Origin of the sequence: Nitrosomonas sp., from assembly GCF_043753625.1 — a bacterium.
GTDB lineage: Bacteria > Pseudomonadota > Gammaproteobacteria > Burkholderiales > Nitrosomonadaceae > Nitrosomonas.
This window is the reverse complement of record NZ_JAYUWI010000122.1, coordinates 1-23,763: the sequence shown is the minus strand read 5'-3', so window position 1 is coordinate 23,763 and position 23,763 is coordinate 1. Positions and strand designations below refer to the sequence as shown.

The window sequence follows — 23,763 nt, the reverse complement described above, 5'->3', positions numbered from 1 at the left end:
ATCCAGTGATACTAAAAATTATGACGATTGCCGATGCGGTATTTTTAACCGCCGAAATACGCGAAATTGAGCATCAGGCCGCGATACTGCCGAAACCGCCCCGCTTAATGGAAAAAGCGGGCTTGGCCGCGGCGCAAATTGTCCGTGACCAATTGCACAAGAACCCAAACCATCACGTATTAGTGCTCGCCGGCCCGGGCAATAACGGTGGCGATGCCTTTGTTGTGGCGCGTTATCTAAAAGAATGGGGCAATGCGGTCACCGTAGTATTCACTGGCGATCGCAACCGTGTTCCGCCGGATGCCAAACAGGCGATCCAAGCCTGGTTCGATATCGGTGGTGAAATTTCTACCGGCATTCCCGACGGCGATCAAAACTGGGGTGCAGTGATCGACGGGCTGTTTGGCATTGGTCTGGATCAATCCCAGAACCGGCCAATCGCGGGCACATACCGGAAATGGGTGGATACCGTCAATCAACTGAATGTGCCCATCGTGGCGCTGGATATTCCATCCGGCCTGGGCAGCGACGACGGCTGCATTTATGGCACAGCAATCCGCGCCACCACTACCGTGACATTTATTGGACTCAAACCCGGTTTATTCACCAATTTCGGGCCCGAATATTGCGGCACTGTTCTGCTGCGCGAGCTGGATGTCCAACTCGCCTCCCCACTCGCACCGCACACCTGGCTGCTCAATCAAAAACTCGCGCAATCGCTGCTACCACCGCCCCGCTCTGCCAATAGCCACAAAGGTTCTTTCGGCAGCGTTGCAATCCTCGGCGGCTCCACCGGCATGGTCGGCGCGGCGTTGCTGGCAGGACGAGCAGCATTACATCTGGGTGCAGGGCGCGTCTATTTAGGCTTGCTGGCACAAGCTGTGCCGCCTGTCGATTTCTCGCAACCGGAACTCATGCTGCGCTCCCCATCCGAGCTGTTTACGTTAAAAACATTACATTGCCTGGTGATCGGCCCAGGGCTGGGTAACACACCGGAAGCATTATCGTGGCTGGAGAATGCACTGAATAGTGACGTGACGCTGGTTCTCGATGCCGATGCGCTCAACCTGATTGCACAGCACCCTCACTTGGGCATAACACTCAGCCAGCGTAACGCTCACACCATCTTGACACCGCACCCCGCCGAAGCCGCCCGCCTATTGAATACCGATACCGCCGCTGTACAAAGCAACCGCATGAATGCCGTCCATCAAATCGCGCAGCAATTCAATTGTTACGCAGTATTGAAAGGCGCTGGCAGCATTTGTTGTTTCCCGGACGGAAAGCGCTACCTGAACACCAGCGGCAATCCCGGACTTAGTACCGCGGGTACCGGCGATGTGTTAGCGGGTATGATCGGCGCACTGATCGCACAAGGTTTGAATCCGGATCAGGCGCTGTTGCTGGCGGTTTATTTGCATGGTGCGGCGGCGGATCAATTGTTGCAGCAGAATCATGGGCCGCTGGGCATGGTCGCATCGGAGATCACTGTTGCTGGGCGATTATTATTGAATGAATGGATTTATCAGAGATAAATAATGCTGCGTTGTACCAAATGTGCGATTAAGCTGCGTGAATTTCATTTAGATTTCGTCACTGCGCCACAACTGCGCGGCACCCCGCACGCCGGAACTGTCACCATGAATGTTCTTCAGAATCGGGGTCATGAACTCATCATTAAAGGCATAATGAGCCACCCTTTCCCGGCCTTCAGAATAGAGTCTCTCCACGTTTGAAAGTCCGCCACCCAGCACGATAACATCTGGATCAAGGATATTTACCACCGTTGCCATGGCGCGGCCAAAACGATCAAAAAAACGTTGCATTGCAGCCTCCGCTAAAGCATCGCCTTGTGCTGCCAGCGTCACGATATCTCTGGCTAGCAATGCACTGTCCCCGCCGTGACGATGAAAATCAGTGGCTAATCCAGGTCCGGAAATCAGCGTTTCAACACAGCCCTTTTGGCCACAGTAACAATCCGGCCCATCCAACTCCAGAATATTATGGCCCCACTCACCGCCGAGATGTTGCTGGCCTTGATGCAATTGCCCGTTGAATACGATACCCCCACCCACACCGGTACCCATAATCACGCCGAACACTACACCATAGTCTTTCCCCGCGCCATCCAGCGCTTCGCTCAAAGTAAAGCAATTGGCATCATTGGCAATGCGTAGCGGCCGATGCAGCAGTGTTTGCAAATCCTCAAGCAATGGCCGCCCATTCAAGCAGACGGTATTAGAATTCTTCATGGCGCCTGTTAGCGCCGAAATAGCGCCGGGAGTACCGATTCCTATCGAACATGTCATTCCAATCCCAGTTTCAAGCTCCCCAACAAGTTGCTCAACTCTATGCAAAATGGCCTGATAGCCATCAGATTGCGGCGTATCTACGCGCTTTCTCAGCAATTCATGGCCGTCATGACCCAGCACCACACCTTCTATTTTCGTACCACCCAAATCAATACCGATACGCATTGGTTAATCTCAATAGTTGTTTCCCCAAGCTATTCTGCTGGATTACTCATTGCGATGCAAAAATTGAGCCGCTGATAGGAATTACAGAAGTAAAGTGAGGCAGCTAGTCGCAGATATCTTGTAGAGATAAAAGACTACGTTCAAGCTTGGCGAATAAAACCATCTTTTATGAAGAAGAGAATCTTTATTCTAGACAGCATCTGTTAAAAAAGAGATCAATCTCAAGATGGATTGATCTCTTTTAAGCGTTTCTCCTTCAGCAGATGCTAAGAGGAAAAACTGGTATTGTTACTTTTTTGATTACGTAATGAAAACCCTATTAAGCCTAATCCAACTAGCATCATCGCATAGGATTCTGGTTCTGGAACTGGTGAGGTTACCCAATTCGAAGGTGTTGGATGAGGATTTGTAAGTGAATAGGGATCCACAGATATTATCCCGAAAATTGGATCTGGTTTGCCAGCAGTATGGTGAGCTATGGTTCCGGTGAAATCTGTTATATCGATACCTGTACCGGATATTGTCCAACTACTGTTTAAAAAATCATCATCAAACCGATCAGCCTTGTTATGTGGAAACCAGTCAATCGCAATGTATTGATCATCTGATTTGTAGCCGCTGTCCATATTGGATCCACTATTGTATGCAAATGTTTTAACATCAGCGCCATGAACTGTCGGCTGTGAAAAATTTACGTCCGTAAGAGCTGGTCCTTGGTAAACAAACTCGAGATGATTCACTGTCGAATCAGCATGTGTGAAACCTGGGGACGCCCAGTTTGGTGTCAGCGTAAATTCAACAACACCACTCGCTGTTTCAGTTAATGTTAGTTCGGCAACAACGGGATAACCTGAACTAAACGATGCGGTTGCAGGTAAATCAAACTTGTAAGTTGCAGTATCGCCAATGTTAGCAAACGCAGGTGCCGCAAAAATGCTCATTACAACAGTTGCTAGAATTGCTAATTTTTGAATTTTCATTATAGACTCCTCTGATATTTTTTTGATTTAGGGGGAGATCAAACATCAACCTGAATTTTAATTACAGAACCTTGCGTTTCTATTCTTTATAGATGCTAAGAATCCCGTGCTGAGATATTAATCTTCCGATTATTCCAATACTATAGTCAAAGAATCCTTTATTTCTTGTACATTTGTCACGAATGAATCCTGTAATTCATTAGCAAAGCAAGAAATGGGGAAAATCTCTGATTGTATACTGAGGTTATTATGTGTATTGATATGCTAAAAACTGGCAACACATAATCTGAGCGATTCTTCCTTGGCAGTTCGCTATACTTTAGGTGTGTTTTCTCAAATAGAGCTCGCTTCTTCCCAAGAATTAACTATATTTTCTCGAGCTATCGTCTTATTTGTCATAGGATTTTATTGATTATCCACAATTCCTGTGGATAAGTTTGTGAATATAGTGGACCCGAATTTTCGGACAGTGAATTAAGATGGTACCCTGCTGGAAAAATGGACAGGAGATGACAGGAACAAAGCGCAAGAATTTTACGGGTGATTTGAAGGCCAAGGTTGCACTTGAAGCGATCCGCGCGGTATCAAGACAGTGAATGAAATAGGCCAGGAGTTTGGTGTACATCCGACGCAAGTTGGTTTGTGGAAGAAGGAGCTGCAAGAGCAGGCATCTAACCTATTTGATGCGAAACGCGGCCCGAAACCTGTCGATCCATCTGTCAGTTCCGATCGGCTCTATTCTGAAATCGGGCGGTTGAAGATGAAACTGGACTGGCTCAAAAAAAGTCTTGGATCAGCCAATAGAAGTGCGTAAGCAATGGATTGGCGCGACTGAACCGCTGGCATCTTCGAAACAAAAAATTGTCGAACTGGTGCTGACCGACGAATCCAATGAAAAGTGATCATCGAATCTAAAGTTCAGCCTGCATAAGGCCCATTACCGAAAGGTGCGCCGATGATATTCCAATTATCGGTAGCGCTCTTGTAAATATAGTCGGTCTGATGAACACTATAAACCGATCAACCGATAGATAGGTTAGAACTCTCTTATTCCGGCCTTCACTGTAATCCACATCAGATCCAAGTTTGTTCAAGCTATAAACTTTTCTGGCTGCTTACCGATAAATAATAAAAACTTCGGATCAAGGTTTTGATCTGATTCATTCAAAAAATTTATTATAACTCCACTCGTCATAATTAAATAAATGCCTAAATTACGCTTAAAGATCACCACACAAAGAGCAAAGAATCGTTCGTCGCGAACCACCAATTTTCTTCACAACTCTGGTCGTTTAATTCAAGAAAAATTCGACACGATTCTGGATAACGATGCATTACCCTTAGTTATAGCCCCAGTTATTTTTATTGTATTAGCAGGCTTGGAATGGTGGCTCTGGAATTTGGAGATATCCACACCTTATCCGGTCCTCTTAGCAACTATCGCATTTGGCTTAGGCGCCTATTGGTCCTACAAATTATTAGGATATGGGAAATGCGGGGATAAGCAGAAAGACATACAGACAACTACCAGCCGGTACCCAAAACTACACGCCAAAAATGTATCGGATATTTCATGATCTAAAAGCATTTTAAATTTAAGTCTCAGGAAGTTTATACTCCTGGTTTGTTTCCTGGAAAATAAACTTCAAAATGCCCAGCAAAGTGTATTACAACAGCGCTTGCCCCGTTTGCAATGCAGGAATCAAAGATCAACGCAGACGCATGCAGGAATGCGGGGTTAACGATATTGAATGGGTAGATGTACATAACAATCCGGATGCGGTTTCAGAAGTAGGAAGTTCGCTAGAGCAAGTACGCGAACGATTGTATGTCAAAGACCGCAATGGCCAGCTCAATATTGGTGCCGATGCATTTATCCACCTTTGGCAGCAAACACCGAATCAGCGCTGGTTAGCCAGGTTGTTTCAATTGCCCGTCATCCGATCACTCGCACGGCTGATCTATAACGGCTTTGCCTGGCTGCTTTATCGCTGGAACCGGGCATTAAAGCACTGGTAGCCGATTCTCAACTCTGTTTGTTGAAGAATATCTGACCTTATCCCATTTTCCAGCCCAGACTGGTCTCGGCATAGAGTGGTATCAGTTTCTCTCCTGCAAACGCAAATTGTCCCGGAACAATCCATTTTTCTTTTTTGAGTGTGATATAGCCGGTGTTGCGCGGCAATTGGTAGAAATCTGCGCCGTAAAAGCTGGCAAACGCTTCCAGCTTATCCAGCGCACCGGCTTGCTCAAATGCTGTCGCGTATAACTCAATGGCTGCATGCGCTGTAAAAATCCCTGCACAACCACAGGCATTTTCCTTATTTGCTTGCGAGTGGGGCGCACTATCCGTGCCAAGAAAAAATTTTGGATTACCGCTAATCGCTGCTTCCAGCAGAGCTTGTCGATGAATCTCACGTTTCAATACCGGCAAGCAAAAGTAGTGCGGACGGATGCCCCCTTGAAAGATCGCATTGCGATTCAGCAATAGATGATGTGCGGTAATGGTGGCCGCGACCCGCCGGGATGCTTCGCTTACAAATGCCACGGCATCACGGGTGGTGACATGCTCAAACACAATGCGTAAATCCGGGAAACGCTGCGTCAGCGGCGCAAGTATCCGGTCGATAAAAACTTTCTCTCTATCAAACACATCCACATCAGAATCCGTCACTTCACCGTGCACCAACAATGGCAGATTGTTCTTCTCCATTGCTTCCAGGGCGGCATAGCATTTGGCGATATCGGTCACGCCGGCATCCGAATTCGTCGTAGCACCCGCCGGATACAATTTCACACCCTGCACTACCCCGCTTGCTTTTGCCCGGATGATTTCTGCTGGCGGCGTATTGTCCGTTAGATAGAGCGTCATCAATGGCTCAAAACCGGATTGCAGCATAGTCGGCAATGCTGCCCGTATTCGTGCGTGATACGCCAGTGCCATATCAGTGGTTACAACCGGCGGTTTAAGGTTCGGCATAATAATGGCACGCGCAAATTGTTTTGCCGTATGGGGTAGCACGGCGAGCAGCTGCTCGCCGTCGCGCAAATGCAAATGCCAATCATCAGGCCGAGTAATGGTTATGCTGGTCACGTTTTATCAGGTGTTATTTTGATTGGTTGCATTATAGCGCAGCCATTTCGGCTATTCGGGATATCCTGTTGCCTTCAAGTCTAGCGCCAATTGATAAAGTGTATTTTTGTTTTCGCCCGTAATCTCTGTAGCCAGTTTAACTGCCTGCTTTAATGGCAATTCAGCTAACAAGCACTTTAATGTATGTCGGGCCTGTTCGCTGGTCTCGGATTTATCCAGGATTTCCGCACCGGATAGCAACAAAACAAATTCGCCTTTTTGCTGATTGGTATCTGCCTGGAGCCAAGCAAGTGTTTCTTCCAGTGTGCCCGTATGGATCGTTTCAAATAACTTGGTTAATTCCCGGGCAATGGTCAATTGGCGTTGTGACCCAAAGATATCCATCATATCAGCCACACACTCCAGAATACGATGGGGTGCTTCATAAAATATCAACGTGCAATGCTGCAATTTTAATGCGGTTAATTCACGTTTGCGCAACCCGGTTTTAGCAGGTAAAAAACCATAAAATAAAAAATGAGGATTCATGATACCGGCTGCAGACAACGCACAGATTGCTGCATTAGCACCTGGAACCGGAATAACCGGATAACCTTGTTCACGCACACGTTTAACCAGAATTGCGCCGGGATCAGAAATACCCGGCGTACCTGCGTCAGTCACCAAGGCAACACTTTTTCCGGAATTCAATAGGGCTAATATTTTGTCCGTAACTGCCATTTCATTGTGCTGATGCAAGCTGATCAGCTTTGCCGTGATGGAATGTGCTGCCAATAAATGTCTGGAATTTTGTATATGCTCAGCCGCAACCACATCCACTTTCGCCAGTATGTCCAGTGCACGCAAGCCGATATCGCTTAAATTTCCTATTGGTGTGGCAACCACATATAATGCAATCTTTTCCAGCATAATCCTCACTATGCAACGTTTTTTGTCAATTGTTCTGGTGGTAATCTTTGCACTATACGGCAGCCCGATGGCAATGGCCACTCACCCAGAAGAACATTCTCAACCGGTAAGCGCATCTGAACCGCCACTTGTGCCACATATTGCGCTGTTATTACCGCTAGAGTCGCTGTCATTTGGAGCGGCGGCGAACATTGTAAAAGACGGTTTTGTAGCTGCCACAATGCGCGGACAATCGCTGCCATTGATCATCCGCGTATATTCGACTACGGATGATCCGCTCGACATTCTCGTTACTTTTCATCAAGCAGTGACTGCTGGCGCTGTATTCGTAGTGGGGCCGCTTACCCGCGATGGTGTTTCGGCCATGGCCTCCAGCAGCCTATTAAAAGTACCTACTTTAGCATTGAATACAATAGATAATACTGCGCCATTGCCGCCCAAATTTTATTTATTTGGCCTGCAAATGGAAACAGAGGCCAGTCAAATCGCAAAGTGGGCGCAGAATAGCGGCAGAAACCATGCCATTGTCATCGGCGATGACGGCCCATTATCCAAACGCCTGCAAAATGCTTTTATGCAACGATGGCAAAATGAAAATGGCAAAACTGCTGAATCATTCCGCTATTCCGATAATCCAGCCAGACTGCAACAATTTCGCAATCTGACAGCAGGCAACAATCACTTGGTTTTCCTAGCTCTGGATTCCGCCAAATCACGAGTGCTGCGGACATACCTTGACCCGGATGTGCCAGTGTATGCCACATCACAGATTTTTACCGGCGCCGATAACTTCCTGCTCAATAATGACTTGAATGGCATCCAGTTTCTCGATATGCCCTGGTTAATACAACCCGATCACCCTGCCGTCATGGCCTACCGCCACACCGGTAAAGCCAAGAGTGCCGACATGGAACGTCTTTACGCTTTGGGTATTGATGCATTCCGCTTAATGACCTACCTACTGCAGCCACAATCCATTGAAGAAATTTCTTTTGACGGTGTAACTGGATACATTCACTTTGCACCCCCCAATCAATTTATCCGTGAAGCCGTTGCTGCTCAATTTGAGCAAGGCAAAATCCAACTTCTGGATGTACAAAAAAATACCACAGAAAATGAAAGGCAGTGATGCTGAGCAAATAGCCGTATCGTATCTGCAACGGCAACATCTGCTGCTCATCGCAAGAAACTATCACTGTCGTTTTGGAGAAATTGATCTGATTATGCGTGACGGAACCACGCTGGTTTTTATCGAAGTCCGCATGCGAGCAAATGAGACGTTCGGCGGCGCTGCAGCCAGTATCACAACGGCGAAGCAAGCCAAGCTATTACGTACCGCACGGCACTATTTGTCTGGATTAAACAGCGAACCGCTCTGCCGCTTTGATGCGCTATTGTTATCGGGGTCGAATGGAAAAGAAATTGAATGGATCAAAAATGCGTTTGGTGAATGAATTATTAGTTTCTGAAGCCAATCAACTACGTTAAGAAAGCACCAAATAAAACCCTTTAATCTTTTTCAAAACACTTAAGTCTTAGAGAAATCATTCTCCTCTTAATTATGATTGGATATACCATTGCTCCTGGCGCAAAGAAACGACAGTAACTCCAATCCAGTATAAACATGTTGTCTTCGTAATCGTCGTCTAAATAATATTTATTTTTTAGGATACTTTTCCTATCACTGGAACTAAGGTCGCCCATTCTCTCGATAATCTTAAATTGATCTAATGCCATTTGTTCAACAGACAACAGATCTAAAACCCTGGACGAAACATCCTTTATATACTTCTTACTCAATAATTGTATTGCTATAGCTAAAATTCTTAAGAGGAATAGAAATTTCCAATTCTTCTTCAATTCCAAACTCTTCTTCATTTTTATTGGATTCATTATCATGTGCTGGCATGCTTTTAGTCTTTCCTGTGTATTATTTCATTGACTATAAATGAATACTCCGTCCGCCATCCACAGCAATAATCTGCCCGGTGATATAAGGCGCATCGGCGATCAGAAACTGTACAGTTTTGGCAATATCATCCGGTTCGCCACAGCGTTTGAGCAGAGTACCGGCAATAATATGTTGACGTGCTGCTTCGTCGGCCCATTCCCCATCTTCCGGCCATAAAATCGGCCCCGGCGAAACGCCATTGACACGCACTTCTGGCGCCAATTCCACGGCCAGTGACTTGGTCAGTGATAATAGCCCACCTTTGGCAGCATTGTAGATCACATAGTTCTTTAATGGCCGTTCGGTATGGATGTCGACGATATTCACGATGCAGCCTCGTTGCGCTTTCAGAAATGGAGCTGCCGCTTGGGATAAAAACAGTGGCGCCCTAAGATTGGTGCCAACCAGATCATCCCAATCTTCCAGCGTGCATTGCTGAAGCAGTGTCGGAAAAAAGCTGGAAGCGTTGTTAATCAACACATCCAGTTGCCCGAACCGGTTAGCTGCCTTTTCGATCAATTCGGGCAATAATTCTGTGTCTAGCAGATCTGCCTGCACCAAAGCCACTGAATCAGAACGCTTCTGAATTAATTCATCGTACAGCGCTTTGGCTTCATCGAGTGAAGAACGGTAATGCACAACCAATCTGGCACCTTGTGCATGCAGCCTGCGGCAGATGGCGGCTCCCACCCGCTTTGCACCGCCGGTAACCAATATCACTTTCCCTTGCACATACGCCTCCTTCAAAGTGCTGCTAAACTATGCCCCAATCCGTTGACAACTTTTGCAATTTACCACAAAGAAATATTCTTGCTTATGTCTTTACATGCCACCTTGCCACCTGCCAGTGAAATCGCACTGGCTCACAGTCACGCTGTCCAAACACTAATTCGCGATGAGATTCATGCTGCCGGTGGCTGGATTCCATTCGAGCAGTTTATGAATCTGGCTTTGTATGCACCCGGAATGGGTTATTACAGCAGCGGAGCAACCAAACTGGGCAGCGCGGGTGATTTTGTCACGGCGTCGGAGATTTCTTCATTGTTTGGCCGCACACTGGCACAACAGGTTCTGCAAATTTCCCAGCAAATTAAACACGCCGACATTCTTGAATTTGGTGCCGGATCCGGCAAACTGGCACTGGACTTACTGCTCGAATTGGAAAAATCCGATGCTTTACCTGGAAAATATTTTATTCTTGAAGTCAGCGCCGAACTACGGCAGCGGCAGCAAATGCTATTTGCCAATAAAGCACCGCACCTTGTACCGATAATTGAATGGCTGGAGCAATTACCTGCTCAATTTACTGGCACTATTCTTGCCAATGAAGTGCTGGACGCAATGCCCGTCCATATTGTGACGTGGCATAGTAATGAGTTATTTGAGCGGGGCGTTACTTGGCAAAACAATCAATTTGTCTGGCAAGATCGCCCTATTAATCATGCAGAACTCAGTCACAGTGCTGGACAGTTACTGCCTCAGGTCAATCCGGACAATCGCTTAGCCTATTCCTATGTCAGCGAAATTAATCTTACTGCTGGTCACTTTATGCGCAGCCTGACAAGCCTCTTACAACATGGCGTCATTCTATTGATTGACTATGGTTTTGGTCGTAGCGAGTACTATCATCCCCAGCGCAATCAAGGCACATTGATGTGCCACTACCGGCATTATGCGCATGGCGATCCATTTTACCTGCCTGGCCTGCAAGATATCACCAGCCATGTTGATTTTAGTGCAATCACTCAGGCCGCGGAAGATAGCGGATTACCGCTTTTAGGTTATACCACCCAAGCTTATTTTTTGATTAATTGCGGCATTACCGGAATTCTTGCGCAAATACCCGCAGAAGATACGAGCAGGTTTTTGCCACAGTCCAGTCAATTGCAAAAATTGATCAGCCCTGCTGAAATGGGTGAATTGTTTAAGGTCATCGCTTTTGGAAAAGATTTTTCTGAACCCCTTATCGGATTTAGTGTTGGCGATATGAGTCGTTTATTATAAATTTTTAGTAAAGAAAACAAAAAATAATGCCGATATCAAATTCGGCAAATTTTCTCATAGTTTTAGCCATCGCTTTTCAACGAAATTTCTTTTAGTGCAAAAGCTCACAAAAAGCAGAATTGAGCAAGCACTACACCTTAAACTAAAATCTTGAGATCGGATTAATGTTAATTTTTAACAAGCTGGAATTCAGCAAGAACTTCCGAAGCATCCTAGAGCAAGCTGGGCAAATCCCCCCATTTCCAGAGACTGCTCGCGAACTTTTAAAGCTACGTAATAATCCCGATGCGAATCTGGAACAACTCACCGGCTTAATTGAAAAAGACCCTAGTTTGGCGGCTTTTATTCTAAAGTATGCCCGCATGTCTATTTTTGGCTACGGCAACCGGATAACCTCTGTCCATCATGCCATATCTTTGGTATTAGGTTTTAATACTGCGCTCAATCTTACGATGAGTATTGTCTCATCGGGTTGTCTCAAGCTACCCAATCATGGCGCACTGGGCCGTGTTCGCGTCTGGAGCCAAACATTGGAATGCGCCGCATTATGCCGCGAACTCTGTCATATCATGACAAAGAAAAACCTTATAAACTGTGAACTTATTTATCTCAGCGGGTTATTCCACAATTTTGGATATCTATTATTTGGGCATCTTTATCCTAAAGAATTCGCTTATCTGAATGATTTGGTTACTCGCTACCCGGGACAGGATGCACGCTCACTCCAATTACAAGTTTTCGGTATCACACATGATACGATTGGCATGTATCTGATCAAAGCATGGAATTTTCCGGAAGAGATTGCAATTACCGTAGCTGAACAACATTTCCCGGATTACTCTGGGAAACATGCGTCTTATGTCAAACTGATCGCCATTGCCAATCGGTTACTACAAAATCCGGCACTGACTGATGGTTGCCCCTATGTCGACACATTAATACTCATGGAAAGTCTGGGAATCAATGAATTGGAAGCTAAAGCGGCGCAAGAAAAAGTCCATGGGTGTCAAAGCGAATTTCTCACACTGGCCCAAGAGTTGGTAGCTTAAAAAGAACAACAGCACAATTTACCATCGTCAGTGTAGTCAGATTCCCAATGACAATTTTAACTTTAAAACCTGTATTGAGTTAAACTAGCCGTCTATGTCTAATTTTTATCATCCCGATCAAATTATCCGTCCGGAAATTCTCGCGCTCTCCGCTTATCATGTACCGCCTGCAACAGGTATGATCAAGTTGGACGCTATGGAGAACCCATACCCGTTACCACTCGTGATACGTGACGAAATTGCACAATTAACGGCAAATGCGCCGGTGAACCGCTATCCCGATGCAAGTGCCACTCAACTTAAAGAAACGCTACGTCAGGCCTTGGTTATTTCCGATGATATGGATATCCTGCTAGGTAATGGCTCGGATGAAATTATCCAGATCATTGCCATGGCACTAGCTAAGCCTGGTGCGGTATTAATGAGCGTTGAACCTGCATTTGTCATGTTCCGGATGATCGCGGCATTCGCAAACATTCAATATGTTGGAATACCTTTACAAAAAGATTTCTCGCTTGATCTGAAAACCATGTTAGCTGCAATTGCAGAATATAAACCTGCCGTCATTTTCCTGGCCTACCCTAATAATCCAACCGGAAATTTATTTGATCCCGCAGCGATTCTAAGTATCATTCAGGCAACTTCTGGTATCGTTGTTGTCGATGAAGCTTACCATGCATTTGCTGATGCAAGCTTTATGGATAAACTAATCCAGTATCCCAATTTATTGTTAATGCGAACACTGTCCAAGTCAGGATTGGCTGGCCTAAGACTGGGGCTATTAATCGGCCGGCCGGAATGGTTAGTGCAACTGGAAAAGGTGCGTTTGCCTTATAATATTGGCATAATGACACAATTAATTGCAGAGAAGGTATTGCACCATACCGCAGTATTATCAGAGCAAGCGGAAGCGATCAAGTCAGAACGCACAAAAATGAGAGCATTTCTTAGTACAATAGATAATATTGAGGTATATCCTTCAAACGCTAATTTTATTTTGTTTCGTATCCATGCAGCCAGTCAAATCTTTCAGGCACTTAAGCAACGCAAGATACTCATCAAGAATCTTGATGGCACACATCCATTATTAGAAAATTGTTTGCGTGTAACAGTAGGTACACCCGATGAAAACTCTCAATTTTGCACAACATTACACACCATACTGAGTGAATCAGTTTAAAATCCACTAAAATTCCTTATATTAATCAAAGATTTTATTCTATGCGCCGGGCACAAGTTACACGAAATACGCTGGAAACTCAGATCAGCATCAATCTGAACTTGGATGGAACAGGCAAATCTGTTCTGGAAACAGGCGTGCCTTTTCTGGATCATATGCTCGACCAGATTGCTCGCCATGGCATGATAGATCTTGAAATTGCTGCCAAAGGTGACTTGCATATCGATGCACATCACACGGTGGAAGATATTGGCATTACTTTTGGCCAAGCCTTTACCAAAACAGTGGGGGACAAAAAAGGATTGCGCCGCTATGGGCATGCCTACGTACCGCTTGATGAAGCATTGTCACGTGTAGTCATAGACCTATCCGGGCGTCCCGGTTTGGTATTCAATGTTGATTTTGTCCGGGCGCGTATTGGTGATTTTGATGTCGATCTCATCCGTGAGTTTTTTCAGGGATTCACTAATCATGGCTTGATAACGCTGCATATCGACAATATCTCCGGAAAGAATGCGCACCATCAGGCTGAGACCGTGTTTAAAGCGTTTGGGCGTGCGTTGCGCATAGCGATAGAACATGATTCAGCGGCAAGCGGGATTATTCCATCCACCAAAGGCACTTTATAAGTAACCTTGTTTAACCACATCATTGTATGACTGATATCGCAATTGTTGATTATGGAATGGGGAACTTACGTTCCGTACAGAAAGCACTTGAACATGTTGCACCGGCTGCCTCGATTGCAGTCACTAGCGATCCGGATGTCGTGCGGAAAGCCAAACGTGTCGTCGTACCAGGACAAGGCGCCATGCGCAATTGTATGCATGAGCTGGAAATTCGTGGATTACGTGAAGCCGTCATAGAAGCAGCTGTTCACAAACCGTTTCTTGGCATCTGTATCGGCTTACAAATGCTGTTTGAAGAAAGTGAGGAAGGGCATGTGAAAGGCTTAAATATCCTGCCTGGCAAGGTTGTACACTTTCCTGCCACGGCCATGACGACAGCAGACGGACAAAAACTTAAAGTACCGCATATGGGCTGGAATCAAGTTTATCAGGCTATCAAACACCCTTTATGGGAAGGTATCGCAGAAGATGCGCGTTTTTATTTTGTACATAGTTATTATGTCGAGACCTCTGATTCCGCATCAGTCGCAGCACGAAGCAATTATCCTTTCCCATTTACTTGTGCTGTAACAAAAAATAATATTTTCGCTGTACAGTTCCATCCAGAAAAAAGCCAATTGGCAGGTTTAACCTTATTAAGTAATTTTGCAAAATGGACACCCCATTTCTAAAACCAGAAAGTAATAAACTGACTCTATTAATCAACTATTAACTCTGATTAAGCCATGCTGATTATTCCTGCAATAGATCTCAAAGATGGACACTGCGTTCGACTCAAACAAGGCGTTATGGAAGATGCCACCGTATTTTCCAAAGAACCCAGTGAGATGGCAACACATTGGTTAAGCCAAGGTGCAAGGAGACTTCATCTTGTCGATTTAAACGGCGCATTTGCCGGCAAACCAATAAATGAAGCGGCAATATGTGAAATTGTGCGAACCATTAATAACCAGATTCCAATTCAACTGGGCGGCGGCATTCGTGATCTCGATACAATCGAACGTTATCTGGATAATGGTATTACCTACATCATTATTGGTACTGCAGCCATTAAAATTCCCGGTTTCTTGCAAGATGCTTGCAATGCCTTTCCGGGTCAAATTATGGTCGGATTGGATGCAAAAGATCACAAGGTTGCTGTCGATGGCTGGTCTAAAATAACCGGGCATGACGTAGTCGATCTGGCAAGAAAATTTGAAGGCTACGGCGTAGAAGCGATTATTTACACCGATATCGGCAGAGATGGCATGCTCAGCGGCATCAATGCCAAGGCCACAGTTGAATTGGCCAGAGAATTAACCATACCAATCATTGCCAGCGGCGGAATTACCAATATTGATGATGTACACATACTGTGCGAAATTGAATCAGAGGGTATTATGGGCGCTATTACCGGCCGTGCTATCTATGAAGGTTCGCTGGATTTCAAAGAAGCACAGATATTGGCTGACAAACTGAGTAAGAGTACCGGTATTCCATAAAATAAGCCCTTGCAATTAAATACCAGCACAATTCATTCTCCCCTTATTCTCACAACCGGCTTTTAAAACTGATGAGCCTCGCTAAACGAATTATTCCATGTCTGGATGTGACCAATGGACGTGTTGTTAAAGGCGTTAACTTTATTGAATTACGTGATGCAGGTGATCCGGTAGAAATTTCACGCCGCTATGATGAACAAGGCGCTGATGAACTGACTTTTCTGGACATCACAGCCAGCTCTGATAATCGCGATCTGATTCTGCATATCATTGAGGAAGTCGCTGCACAGGTATTTATTCCGTTAACCGTTGGCGGCGGTGTGCGTCAGGTTGCTGACGTTCGCCGGTTACTCAATGCCGGTGCTGACAAAGTTAGCATCAACACATCGGCAGTACTGAATCCGCAACTGGTTGCCGATGCCTCCGACCATTACGGTTCTCAATGCATCGTTGTGGCGATTGATGCCAAGCAAGTTAGCTCAGCCGGGGATTCACCGCGCTGGGAGGTTTTTACCCATGGCGGACGCAAAGCAACTGGCATTGATGCCATTGAGTGGGCAAAAAAAATGCAATCCCTCGGAGCCGGTGAAATTTTACTCACCAGCATGGACCGGGATGGCACACGTAACGGTTTTGATATAGCCTTGACACGCGCCGTTTCAGATGCAATTGATATACCGGTTATTGCCAGCGGCGGCGTGGGCAATCTGGATCATCTGGTTGCAGGCATTCTGCAAGGACATGCAGATGCTGTATTAGCGGCTAGTATCTTTCACTATGGCGAATTTACCGTGCAGCAAGCCAAACAGTATATGGCACAGCATGGTATTGAAGTACGGTTATAATGTTAGAATTGTTGGCGGAATTTGTAACATAACTCTAAAAAGTCCTAATTTATTTATGCCTGATACCTGGCTTAGCAAAATCAACTGGTCTGAAGATGGACTGATACCGGTGATCGCTCAGGAAGCGGACAGTGGTAAAATTCTTATGGTTGCGTGGATGAACCGGGATGCACTTAAGTTGACGGTAGAAAAACGTGAAGCAGTATACTGGTCACGTTCGCGCAAAAAACTTTGGCATAAAGGTGAAGAATCTGGTCATATTCAAAAAATAAAAGATATCTATTTGGATTGTGATGAAGATGTATTGCTTCTCATCGTGGAACAAATCGGTGGGATTGCCTGCCATACCGGCAGACACAACTGTTTCTTTCAGAAACTGGAATATAATGAGTGGGTTATCGCAGCTCCTGTTATTAAAGATCCATTAGAAATCTATAATAAATGACTGACGAAACTATACTTCGCCGCCTGGCAGAAATCATTGAATCACGTAAATCAGCCGATGCAAACAGTTCATACGTAGCCAAGCTGCTTCATGGCGGGCAAGATAAAATACTCAAGAAAATAGCGGAAGAATCTGCTGAGACATTGATGGCTTCGAAAGATGGTAATGCAGAACAGGTTATTTATGAAACAGCAGATTTGTGGTTTCATTGCCTAGTATTACTCGCCTACCATGGACTCACGCCGGATGATGTTTTGAAAGAACTGGAAAGACGTGAAGGTGTATCGGGTATACAGGAAAAATCATCACGAACAACGGATTAAAACATGGATAATTGTATTTTTTGCAAAATTGCAAAAAGAGAAATCCCTTCTAATAAAATCTATGAAGATGAAGAAATTCTTGCCTTTAATGACATCAACCCCGCTGCACCTGTTCATTTCTTGCTGATTCCTAAGCTGCATATTGATTCACTCGCCGATGTTCAAGATAATCATCAGAATTTATTAGGAAAAATGCTATTATTGGCAAAGAAATTGGCAAAAGAACAAGGGTGCGAAGAGGGTTTCCGCACCATTATCAATACCGGCCGTGTAGGTGGCCAGGAAGTATTTCATTTGCATTTCCATATTATCGGTGGTCGGGAACGCTTACCCGGAATGATTCATCACGGTTAGGTCAGTACTGTTCCATTTAAAAGGAGAAAGTAATGGGCACATTCAGCATTTGGCATTGGATTATCGTATTGGTCATTGTCGTTCTGGTATTCGGTACAAAGAAATTACGCAATCTGGGTAACGATCTGGGAAGTGCCTTAAAAGGATTCAAAGAAGGCATGAAAGAATCAGATACTGAAAATACCCTAGCGCAATCCGCCCCTATCCATGAGCCAGCGATAGAAGTCACGGCAACCAAGGAAGCTTCCGTGAATACCTTCAAAGACAACAAATCAGCAACTGAAACCAAAAACAGCGTACCACAGTCAACTAGCGTAAATAACCAGATAACAGACGCAGAAATCAAGGAAAAAACGTAAACTAGAACGTAGATATCCGATTAATCTGAGAAATTTCCAGGCATACTCAGGTCTGACCAATGACTTTATTAATACAGTTTCAATCAGCAAAACAACATGTTTGACATCAGTTTTATGGAATTACTGGTTATCTCAATGGTTGCGTTGATCGTGATTGGACCTGAACGACTACCCACCGTAGCGCGTACAGTGGGAAACTTATACGGGCGCTGCCGAAACTTCGTGTATAGCGTTAGAACCGACATCCATAATGAAATGCGTATGGAGGAACTGAAGAAAATGCAATCTTCTGTGCAGGAAACGGTTCAATCCATTGAAGATTCCGTACAACAAGGCGTTGATCAGTTAAAAACAACCGTTACTGATGTCAAAACTGAAGATAACTCGCCTGTAAACCTATCCGCATCACAGTTACATGAAGAATCCGGACAACCGGCCTCAAGCAGCGATGAATCACCCCATAGCTCCCTTGATAACGAGAGAAAATAGCAGTCCGACTGTTTATATGATGTCTATTGATGCTACGTTCCACAGCAAGCACTATGCTTGAAGGCTCATTCCTATCACACTTGGTGGAATTACGTACCAGAATGATACGTATTCTGGGCGGGCTCATGCTAGGCTTTCTTCCTTGTGCTTTTTACGCGCGCGAACTCTACACCTTGTTGGCGCAACCGCTGCTGGAGAAACTGCCGCAAGGCGGCCAGATGATTGCCACGGATGTCGCGACACCTTTCTTTGTACCGATGCAAGTCGCCATGATGATGGCTTTCGTCATCACATTACCGCACACCTTTTATCAAATGTGGGCTTTTGTCGCACCCGGACTCTATTCGCATGAAAAACGTATGGCACTGCCTTTGGTCTTTGGCAGCAGCTTTTTGTTCTTTTGCGGTATGGCATTTGCCTACTTTGCAGCGTTGCCATTGGTATTTGAGTTCATTACTTATTTTGCACCGGAAGGCGTCGCCGTGATGACAGACATTAGCAAATACCTGAGCTTTGTTTTATCCATGTTCCTCGCATTTGGTCTCACCTTTGAAGTACCGGTATTTGTCATCATTCTAGTCAGGACAGGCATAGTTACTATTGAGAAACTTAAGGAAATCCGCCCCTATGTAATTGTCGGCGCATTTATCATTGCTGCCGTCATTACTCCGCCTGATGTCGTTTCACAATTCATGCTGGCAGTACCTTTGTGCCTGCTTTATGAGTTAGGTATATTCATTGCTGCTTTTATGAAAAAGAAACAGGATCAAGAAATTCAATCTGACGCGTCAACACCTCCCCAAAAAGATACTTTAGAACAGAAAGATATTCCTACAAAAACAGACTGACCGATTTGATACCTGTCCCCAACAAGGATAGATAGAAATCGTTATAATGCAACCAACCCAATCCTTCTTACTCTAAAAAGTAACCCATTGTATGGATGTCTATCTTCGAGGAGATCAGCGATGTCAAATAACCTTCATGTTATTGATCTAGCAAAATTAGCTGTTGTGTTTATCAGTATTTCCAGTTTGTTTACCGTCGATATCACATTCGCACAATCCCCGGATGCAGATCATCGAAATCAGCCACCTTCAAACTCACAGAACCTGACTCCTCAGCCCGTTCCCGAAAGCCCGCCGGATCTCGGCAGACCGCCAAGAACCATTCATCGTGTCGGCACCGCCATTAGCACGCCGCGCAACAGCATCAGTATAAAGAGCACAGATGCTGGAATCATACCCCGGCAACCGCCGCCTGCATCGGGATGCATTAATTGCGGTATTGTTGATTTCGTTAATAAAATAGGGCAAGGAAATAACCTGAATGCTCTCGCAAGCGGCATCGTCGCTGGAACAATCGCCAGGGAAATCATCCGTCCACATGGCACCAATCAGCCAGACATGATGAGCGGCATACCTGCCGGTCACGGAGGCAATATAGCTAATCCAAACAATCCATATCAAGTCGGTATCACCATGAGTGATGGTAGACAAGCAATTATTGCGCTACCTGATGCGGCAAACTTCCAACAAGACGATAAGGTGAAGCTGATCGATGGCGTGTTAGTGCTTGATCGCGAGTAAAGATTCTCATCCAGAAAATTGTCCGAATGTTTTATAAATTTCACCCTGTACCGGCCATGACGCCGCCATTTGCAAATGCCTCATCCATTGGAAAACACAATTGAATTCTTCAGTCCTCAAGAAAATTGAACTTCCAATTGAAGGGATGACATGCGCTGCCTGCGCGGCACGTATCGAAAAGAATCTGAACAAACTCGCCGGTGTGCAGGCAGTTGTCAACTTTGCCAATGAAAAAGCACATGTCAATTATGATGAAAACCAAATTAAAGCGGACGCGCTAATTAGTGCCATAGAAAAATCCGGATTTCATATTGCACCACAGTCTGTGCAACTGCAATTACACAAAATGACCTGCGCGGCCTGTGCGGGACATATCGAAAAAGCGCTGAATAAATTACCCGGTGTCACAGCCACAGTCAATGTAGCTACCGAAACAGCCAAAGTGAATTTCATCCCGGGGTTGGCAACGATCGACAACTTGATCGATGCGGTAATTAATGCAGGGTATGATGCCAGCGAAATCAGCGAATCCAACCACGCCGAAGAAAAAGCGCGGCGTCTGGCAGCCTATCAGGTGGAATTACGTTTATTCTGGATCTCCTCTGCCCTCACTTTGCCGCTGGTGTTGCAAATGGGTGCCATGTTCTCAGGTCATGATATGGACATGCTGCCGCGGTGGTTGCAATGGCTCTTGGCAACCCCGGTGCAATTCTGGATTGGACGGCGTTTCTATATTGGCGGCTGGCATTCATTGCGCGGCGGCGGTGCCAATATGGATGTACTCGTTGCATTAGGCACCAGCTTGGCCTATTTCTTCAGCGCCACAGTCACCGCATTTGCACTACTGGATCAACATGTCTATTTTGAAGCCAGCGCAGCGATTATTACTCTCGTATTACTGGGCAAATTGATGGAGGCACACGCCAAAGGAAAAACTTCTGAGGCCATTGAAGCACTGATCAGGTTACAGCCGAAAACAGCCCGCATCGAGCGTGATGGTGAAATTCTCGAGGTGCCAGCGAGCAGCCTGCAAGTCAACGACATCTTCATCGTGCGTCCGGGCGAAAATCTTCCAGTTGACGGCGTCGTCATAGAAGGAACATCCAGCATTAACGAATCCATGCTAACCGGGGAAAGCTTGCCCGTCAGCAAACAAGTAGGCGCAAAAGTCTTTGCCGCCACGCTGAATCAACAAGGTCTGCTCAAATGCCGTGCAACCAGTGTTGGCGCACACACCCAACTGGCTGCCATCATTCATTTAGTCGAAGAAGCACAGGGTTCCAAAGCACCCATTCAGCGCCTGGCGGATACAATTTCTGGCATATTCGTCCCCATTGTTGTAGCGATCAGCGTCTTGACCCTGGGAATTAACTGGTGGCTCACCCATGACTTTGTTTCCGCACTGATCAATGCTGTTGCCGTGTTAGTCATCGCTTGCCCTTGCGCACTGGGACTCGCCACACCTACCGCAATTATGGTCGGCACGGGACGCGGCGCGCAGGTGGGCGTGCTGGTCAAGAATGCAGCGGCACTGGAAAATGCCGAGAAGATTCAAACCCTCATTGTCGACAAGACCGGCACCCTCACCGAAGGCAAACCGGAAGTCACCGACATTGTCCCCATTGAACCGATCAACGCGCAGGAATTATTGCAAATTGCAGCTTCCCTGGAACAAGGATCAGAACACCCGTTGGCCCGGGCAGTTCTGGACAGCGCGCAAAAAATGCAACTGCCACTTCAATCCATTGATGATTTCTCGGCGATCACCGGCAGCGGCATCACAGCTCGCATGAATGGCACCCAATACCTGCTTGGCTCACCTAAATTTCTAACGCAACAAGGTGCCACTGTGGATGAACAGCAAATCACCGCTCTGCAGGCAGAAGGCAAAACGGTCATCGGCATTGCATCCACTTCTGATAACAATTCCCAGATCCTGGGTTATCTGACCATTGCAGACCGCTTACGGGATACTTCTCTTAAAGCCATTGAACGCCTGCAATCGATGGGCATTGAAGTGGTCATGCTAACCGGCGACAATGCCGTGACCGCTGCCGCCATTGCAAAACGGACCGGCATTACGCAATATCGCGCTGAAGTCTTACCGCAAGATAAAGCCGCAGAAGTCATGAAGCTGAAAGCTGGTGGAAAATTTACCGCCATGGTCGGCGATGGCATCAATGACGCGCCAGCCTTGGCAGCAGCAGATGTCAGTTTTGCTATTGGCGCCGGTTCTGATGTCGCCATCGAAGCCGCTGATATCACCTTGATACGCAACGATCTGATGAGTGTTGCCGATGCCATTTCCCTCTCGCGCGCCACACTCCGGAAAATCCGTCAGAATTTATTCTTTGCCTTTGTCTATAATACGCTCGGTATTCCATTGGCCGCTATCGGCATGCTCAACCCGGTGATTGCCGGCGCGGCTATGGCCATGAGTTCGGTATCAGTTGTCAGCAATTCATTATTATTGAAGCGTTGGAAAGCGAATCATTAAAAAATCATTTAAAGGAAATGGCATTATCATGCAAACCACCACCATCAAAATAAAAGGCATGACCTGCATGGGTTGCGTCAACAGCATCAAAACCATCCTAAAGAACCTGCCCGGTGTACTCCAAACAGAGGTTACTCTCGACTCCGCCCAAGCGATTGTTCAGTACGATCCCACTAGTACCACCATTGCCCTGCTTAAAGAATCTATTCTCGATGCAGGGTTCGAAGTAGTTGATTAGAAATAATCCTTTTTCAGTACTCCATGCTATTCAGAGTCATCGCTACAAAGCATGAATCGTAATCGGCGCTACAGATTCCACAACAAACCTCATTTAGGCACCTTTCGCATGAAAGGCAAAAGCAGGCGAAAAAGCGTAGTTTATGCTGAATAAATGAACATTTTTAGCCTGCTTTTAACACCGCAGCGGCAACGCAGATAGTTTTTAAACAGCCTGTTAAAAAAATCAGATAATTCCTTGATCATTCAGCAGAATATTTTCCTAAAAATCTGGGTTACGTATAATGAAATTTAGCAAAAAAGTGAGTTTATTTTTCCTATACGCAGATACGTCTGTGTTCCAATGCCCATAGGCGGGTTTTAGAATTAATCCGGATTGAATATTTCGTGTCATTGAAAGTAATGATAGCGAAATACCTCGGTAGCGTACCAAAGCACTACGTGTTCTTCTCTTTTTATAAGGAATAGATATCATGACTTTCAGTATTAATTTATCCAGTCTCAATGGCAGCAATGGTTTTCGTTTGGATGGGGCAGGGTCGGGCGTAGTCAGCAATGCCGGAGACGTCAACGGTGACGGATTTGATGATGTGATTGTCGGTGCTCCGAACGCTTATAACAATGGTTACTATTCCGGCTCCAGTTACGTGGTGTTTGGCAAAACGTCTGGATTTAACGCTAACATGGATCTATCGAGTCTTGATGGTAGCAATGGTTTTCGTTTGGATGGGGCCGAGTATAGCAACTCGGGCATTTCAGTCAGCAATGCCGGGGCCACATTCAACCTGCAAGTGCACCACGCGCTAACCTAAACATCTCGTAGGGTGTTTTGTAATTTAAACATTTTCTGGGGCGATTGTTGAGTCGTTTT

The 23,763-nt window shown here is 45.7% G+C and carries 25 protein-coding genes and 3 pseudogenes; 23 read left to right on the top strand and 5 right to left on the bottom strand.

The annotated features are described in order from the left end of the window. Positions 1-20 precede the first annotated feature (20 nt). Positions 21-1,535, top strand: a complete 1,515-nt coding sequence (locus ACH10T_RS10535; protein WP_394809235.1) for an NAD(P)H-hydrate dehydratase — start codon at positions 21-23, stop codon at positions 1,533-1,535. 48 nt (positions 1,536-1,583) lie between these two features. Here ACH10T_RS10535 and ACH10T_RS10530 read toward each other — a convergent pair whose 3' ends face one another. Both ACH10T_RS10530 and ACH10T_RS10525 read right to left on the bottom strand, forming a co-directional pair. Further along, positions 1,584-2,477: an ROK family protein gene (locus tag ACH10T_RS10530; protein ID WP_394809230.1), complete on the bottom strand. Its 894-nt coding sequence runs from the start codon at positions 2,475-2,477 to the stop codon at positions 1,584-1,586. Between the two features lie 266 nt (positions 2,478-2,743). Further along, entirely contained in the window at positions 2,744-3,457 is a 714-nt protein-coding gene (locus tag ACH10T_RS10525) for a PEP-CTERM sorting domain-containing protein (protein WP_394809229.1), read from the bottom strand. Between the two features lie 545 nt (positions 3,458-4,002). On the opposite strand from ACH10T_RS10525, the pseudogene ACH10T_RS10520 reads away from it, so the two are divergent. From ACH10T_RS10520 to ACH10T_RS10510, 3 genes and pseudogenes are all read left to right on the top strand, one after another. After that, positions 4,003-4,122: pseudogene (locus ACH10T_RS10520) on the top strand (IS3 family transposase); the annotation flags it as partial. Between the two features lie 540 nt (positions 4,123-4,662). Next, positions 4,663-5,034: a hypothetical protein gene (locus tag ACH10T_RS10515; protein ID WP_394809228.1), complete on the top strand. Its 372-nt coding sequence runs from the start codon at positions 4,663-4,665 to the stop codon at positions 5,032-5,034. Positions 5,035-5,107: 73 nt separating this feature from the next. Beyond that, complete coding sequence (locus tag ACH10T_RS10510; protein WP_394809227.1) at positions 5,108-5,476, top strand: DUF393 domain-containing protein; 369 nt, start codon at positions 5,108-5,110, stop codon at positions 5,474-5,476. A gap of 37 nt (positions 5,477-5,513) precedes the next feature. Here ACH10T_RS10510 and pyrC read toward each other — a convergent pair whose 3' ends face one another. Further along, positions 5,514-6,551 (bottom strand): dihydroorotase, encoded by a 1,038-nt coding sequence (pyrC, locus tag ACH10T_RS10505; protein WP_394809226.1) that lies wholly within the window; start codon positions 6,549-6,551, stop codon positions 5,514-5,516. 51 nt (positions 6,552-6,602) lie between these two features. Beyond that, positions 6,603-7,460: a 16S rRNA (cytidine(1402)-2'-O)-methyltransferase gene (gene rsmI / locus ACH10T_RS10500; RefSeq protein ID WP_394809225.1), complete on the bottom strand. Its 858-nt coding sequence runs from the start codon at positions 7,458-7,460 to the stop codon at positions 6,603-6,605. A gap of 10 nt (positions 7,461-7,470) precedes the next feature. On the opposite strand from rsmI, the gene ACH10T_RS10495 reads away from it, so the two are divergent. Continuing rightward, entirely contained in the window at positions 7,471-8,589 is a 1,119-nt protein-coding gene (locus tag ACH10T_RS10495) for a penicillin-binding protein activator (protein WP_394809224.1), read from the top strand. After that, on the top strand, positions 8,576-8,914 hold the full coding sequence (locus tag ACH10T_RS10490; protein WP_394809223.1) for a YraN family protein: 339 nt from the start codon (positions 8,576-8,578) through the stop codon (positions 8,912-8,914). Before ACH10T_RS10495 ends, ACH10T_RS10490 begins: the two co-directional genes overlap by 14 nt. Before the next feature lie 488 nt (positions 8,915-9,402). Here ACH10T_RS10490 and ACH10T_RS10485 read toward each other — a convergent pair whose 3' ends face one another. Next, entirely contained in the window at positions 9,403-10,143 is a 741-nt protein-coding gene (locus ACH10T_RS10485; RefSeq protein ID WP_394809222.1) for a pteridine reductase, read from the bottom strand. Between the two features lie 84 nt (positions 10,144-10,227). On the opposite strand from ACH10T_RS10485, the gene ACH10T_RS10480 reads away from it, so the two are divergent. From ACH10T_RS10480 to ACH10T_RS10400, 17 genes and pseudogenes are all read left to right on the top strand, one after another. Further along, the gene (locus ACH10T_RS10480; protein WP_394809221.1) at positions 10,228-11,415 is read left to right on the top strand and encodes a class I SAM-dependent methyltransferase; all 1,188 of its coding nucleotides are present in this window, start codon (positions 10,228-10,230) and stop codon (positions 11,413-11,415) included. 164 nt (positions 11,416-11,579) lie between these two features. Further along, positions 11,580-12,464, top strand: coding sequence for an HDOD domain-containing protein (locus ACH10T_RS10475; RefSeq protein ID WP_394809220.1), 885 nt, complete (start codon positions 11,580-11,582; stop codon positions 12,462-12,464). A gap of 94 nt (positions 12,465-12,558) precedes the next feature. Then, the gene (gene hisC, locus ACH10T_RS10470; RefSeq protein WP_394809219.1) at positions 12,559-13,644 is read left to right on the top strand and encodes a histidinol-phosphate transaminase; all 1,086 of its coding nucleotides are present in this window, start codon (positions 12,559-12,561) and stop codon (positions 13,642-13,644) included. Positions 13,645-13,685: 41 nt separating this feature from the next. Next, positions 13,686-14,273, top strand: a complete 588-nt coding sequence (gene hisB / locus ACH10T_RS10465) for an imidazoleglycerol-phosphate dehydratase HisB (protein WP_394809218.1) — start codon at positions 13,686-13,688, stop codon at positions 14,271-14,273. A 26-nt stretch (positions 14,274-14,299) separates the two neighbouring features. Then, the gene (hisH, locus tag ACH10T_RS10460; RefSeq protein WP_394809217.1) at positions 14,300-14,944 is read left to right on the top strand and encodes an imidazole glycerol phosphate synthase subunit HisH; all 645 of its coding nucleotides are present in this window, start codon (positions 14,300-14,302) and stop codon (positions 14,942-14,944) included. Between the two features lie 54 nt (positions 14,945-14,998). Then, positions 14,999-15,754 carry a 1-(5-phosphoribosyl)-5-[(5-phosphoribosylamino)methylideneamino]imidazole-4-carboxamide isomerase gene (gene hisA / locus ACH10T_RS10455; RefSeq protein WP_394809216.1) on the top strand — a complete coding sequence of 252 codons (756 nt, stop codon included), beginning with the start codon at positions 14,999-15,001 and terminating at the stop codon, positions 15,752-15,754. A gap of 71 nt (positions 15,755-15,825) precedes the next feature. Next, entirely contained in the window at positions 15,826-16,599 is a 774-nt protein-coding gene (hisF, locus tag ACH10T_RS10450) for an imidazole glycerol phosphate synthase subunit HisF (RefSeq protein WP_394809215.1), read from the top strand. A gap of 55 nt (positions 16,600-16,654) precedes the next feature. Then, a complete protein-coding gene (gene hisI, locus ACH10T_RS10445; protein ID WP_394809234.1) occupies positions 16,655-17,044 on the top strand; it encodes a phosphoribosyl-AMP cyclohydrolase in 390 nt (129 codons plus the stop codon). Beyond that, complete coding sequence (locus tag ACH10T_RS10440) at positions 17,041-17,367, top strand: phosphoribosyl-ATP diphosphatase (protein WP_394809214.1); 327 nt, start codon at positions 17,041-17,043, stop codon at positions 17,365-17,367. Before hisI ends, ACH10T_RS10440 begins: the two co-directional genes overlap by 4 nt. A gap of 3 nt (positions 17,368-17,370) precedes the next feature. Continuing rightward, entirely contained in the window at positions 17,371-17,721 is a 351-nt protein-coding gene (locus ACH10T_RS10435) for a histidine triad nucleotide-binding protein (protein ID WP_394809213.1), read from the top strand. Positions 17,722-17,753: 32 nt separating this feature from the next. Further along, positions 17,754-17,915: pseudogene (gene tatA, locus ACH10T_RS10430) on the top strand (Sec-independent protein translocase subunit TatA); the annotation flags it as partial. A gap of 261 nt (positions 17,916-18,176) precedes the next feature. Further along, complete coding sequence (gene tatB, locus ACH10T_RS10425) at positions 18,177-18,569, top strand: Sec-independent protein translocase protein TatB (RefSeq protein WP_394809212.1); 393 nt, start codon at positions 18,177-18,179, stop codon at positions 18,567-18,569. A gap of 53 nt (positions 18,570-18,622) precedes the next feature. Beyond that, on the top strand, positions 18,623-19,417 hold the full coding sequence (tatC, locus tag ACH10T_RS10420; RefSeq protein ID WP_394809211.1) for a twin-arginine translocase subunit TatC: 795 nt from the start codon (positions 18,623-18,625) through the stop codon (positions 19,415-19,417). Positions 19,418-19,537: 120 nt separating this feature from the next. Then, complete coding sequence (locus ACH10T_RS10415; RefSeq protein ID WP_394809210.1) at positions 19,538-20,158, top strand: hypothetical protein; 621 nt, start codon at positions 19,538-19,540, stop codon at positions 20,156-20,158. Positions 20,159-20,258: 100 nt separating this feature from the next. Continuing rightward, a complete protein-coding gene (locus ACH10T_RS10410) occupies positions 20,259-22,655 on the top strand; it encodes a heavy metal translocating P-type ATPase (RefSeq protein ID WP_394809209.1) in 2,397 nt (798 codons plus the stop codon). Positions 22,656-22,683: 28 nt separating this feature from the next. After that, entirely contained in the window at positions 22,684-22,893 is a 210-nt protein-coding gene (locus tag ACH10T_RS10405) for a heavy-metal-associated domain-containing protein (RefSeq protein ID WP_394809208.1), read from the top strand. A gap of 469 nt (positions 22,894-23,362) precedes the next feature. Further along, positions 23,363-23,665, top strand: a pseudogene (locus ACH10T_RS10400) (integrin alpha); the annotation flags it as partial. Between the last annotated feature and the right edge of the window lie 98 nt (positions 23,666-23,763).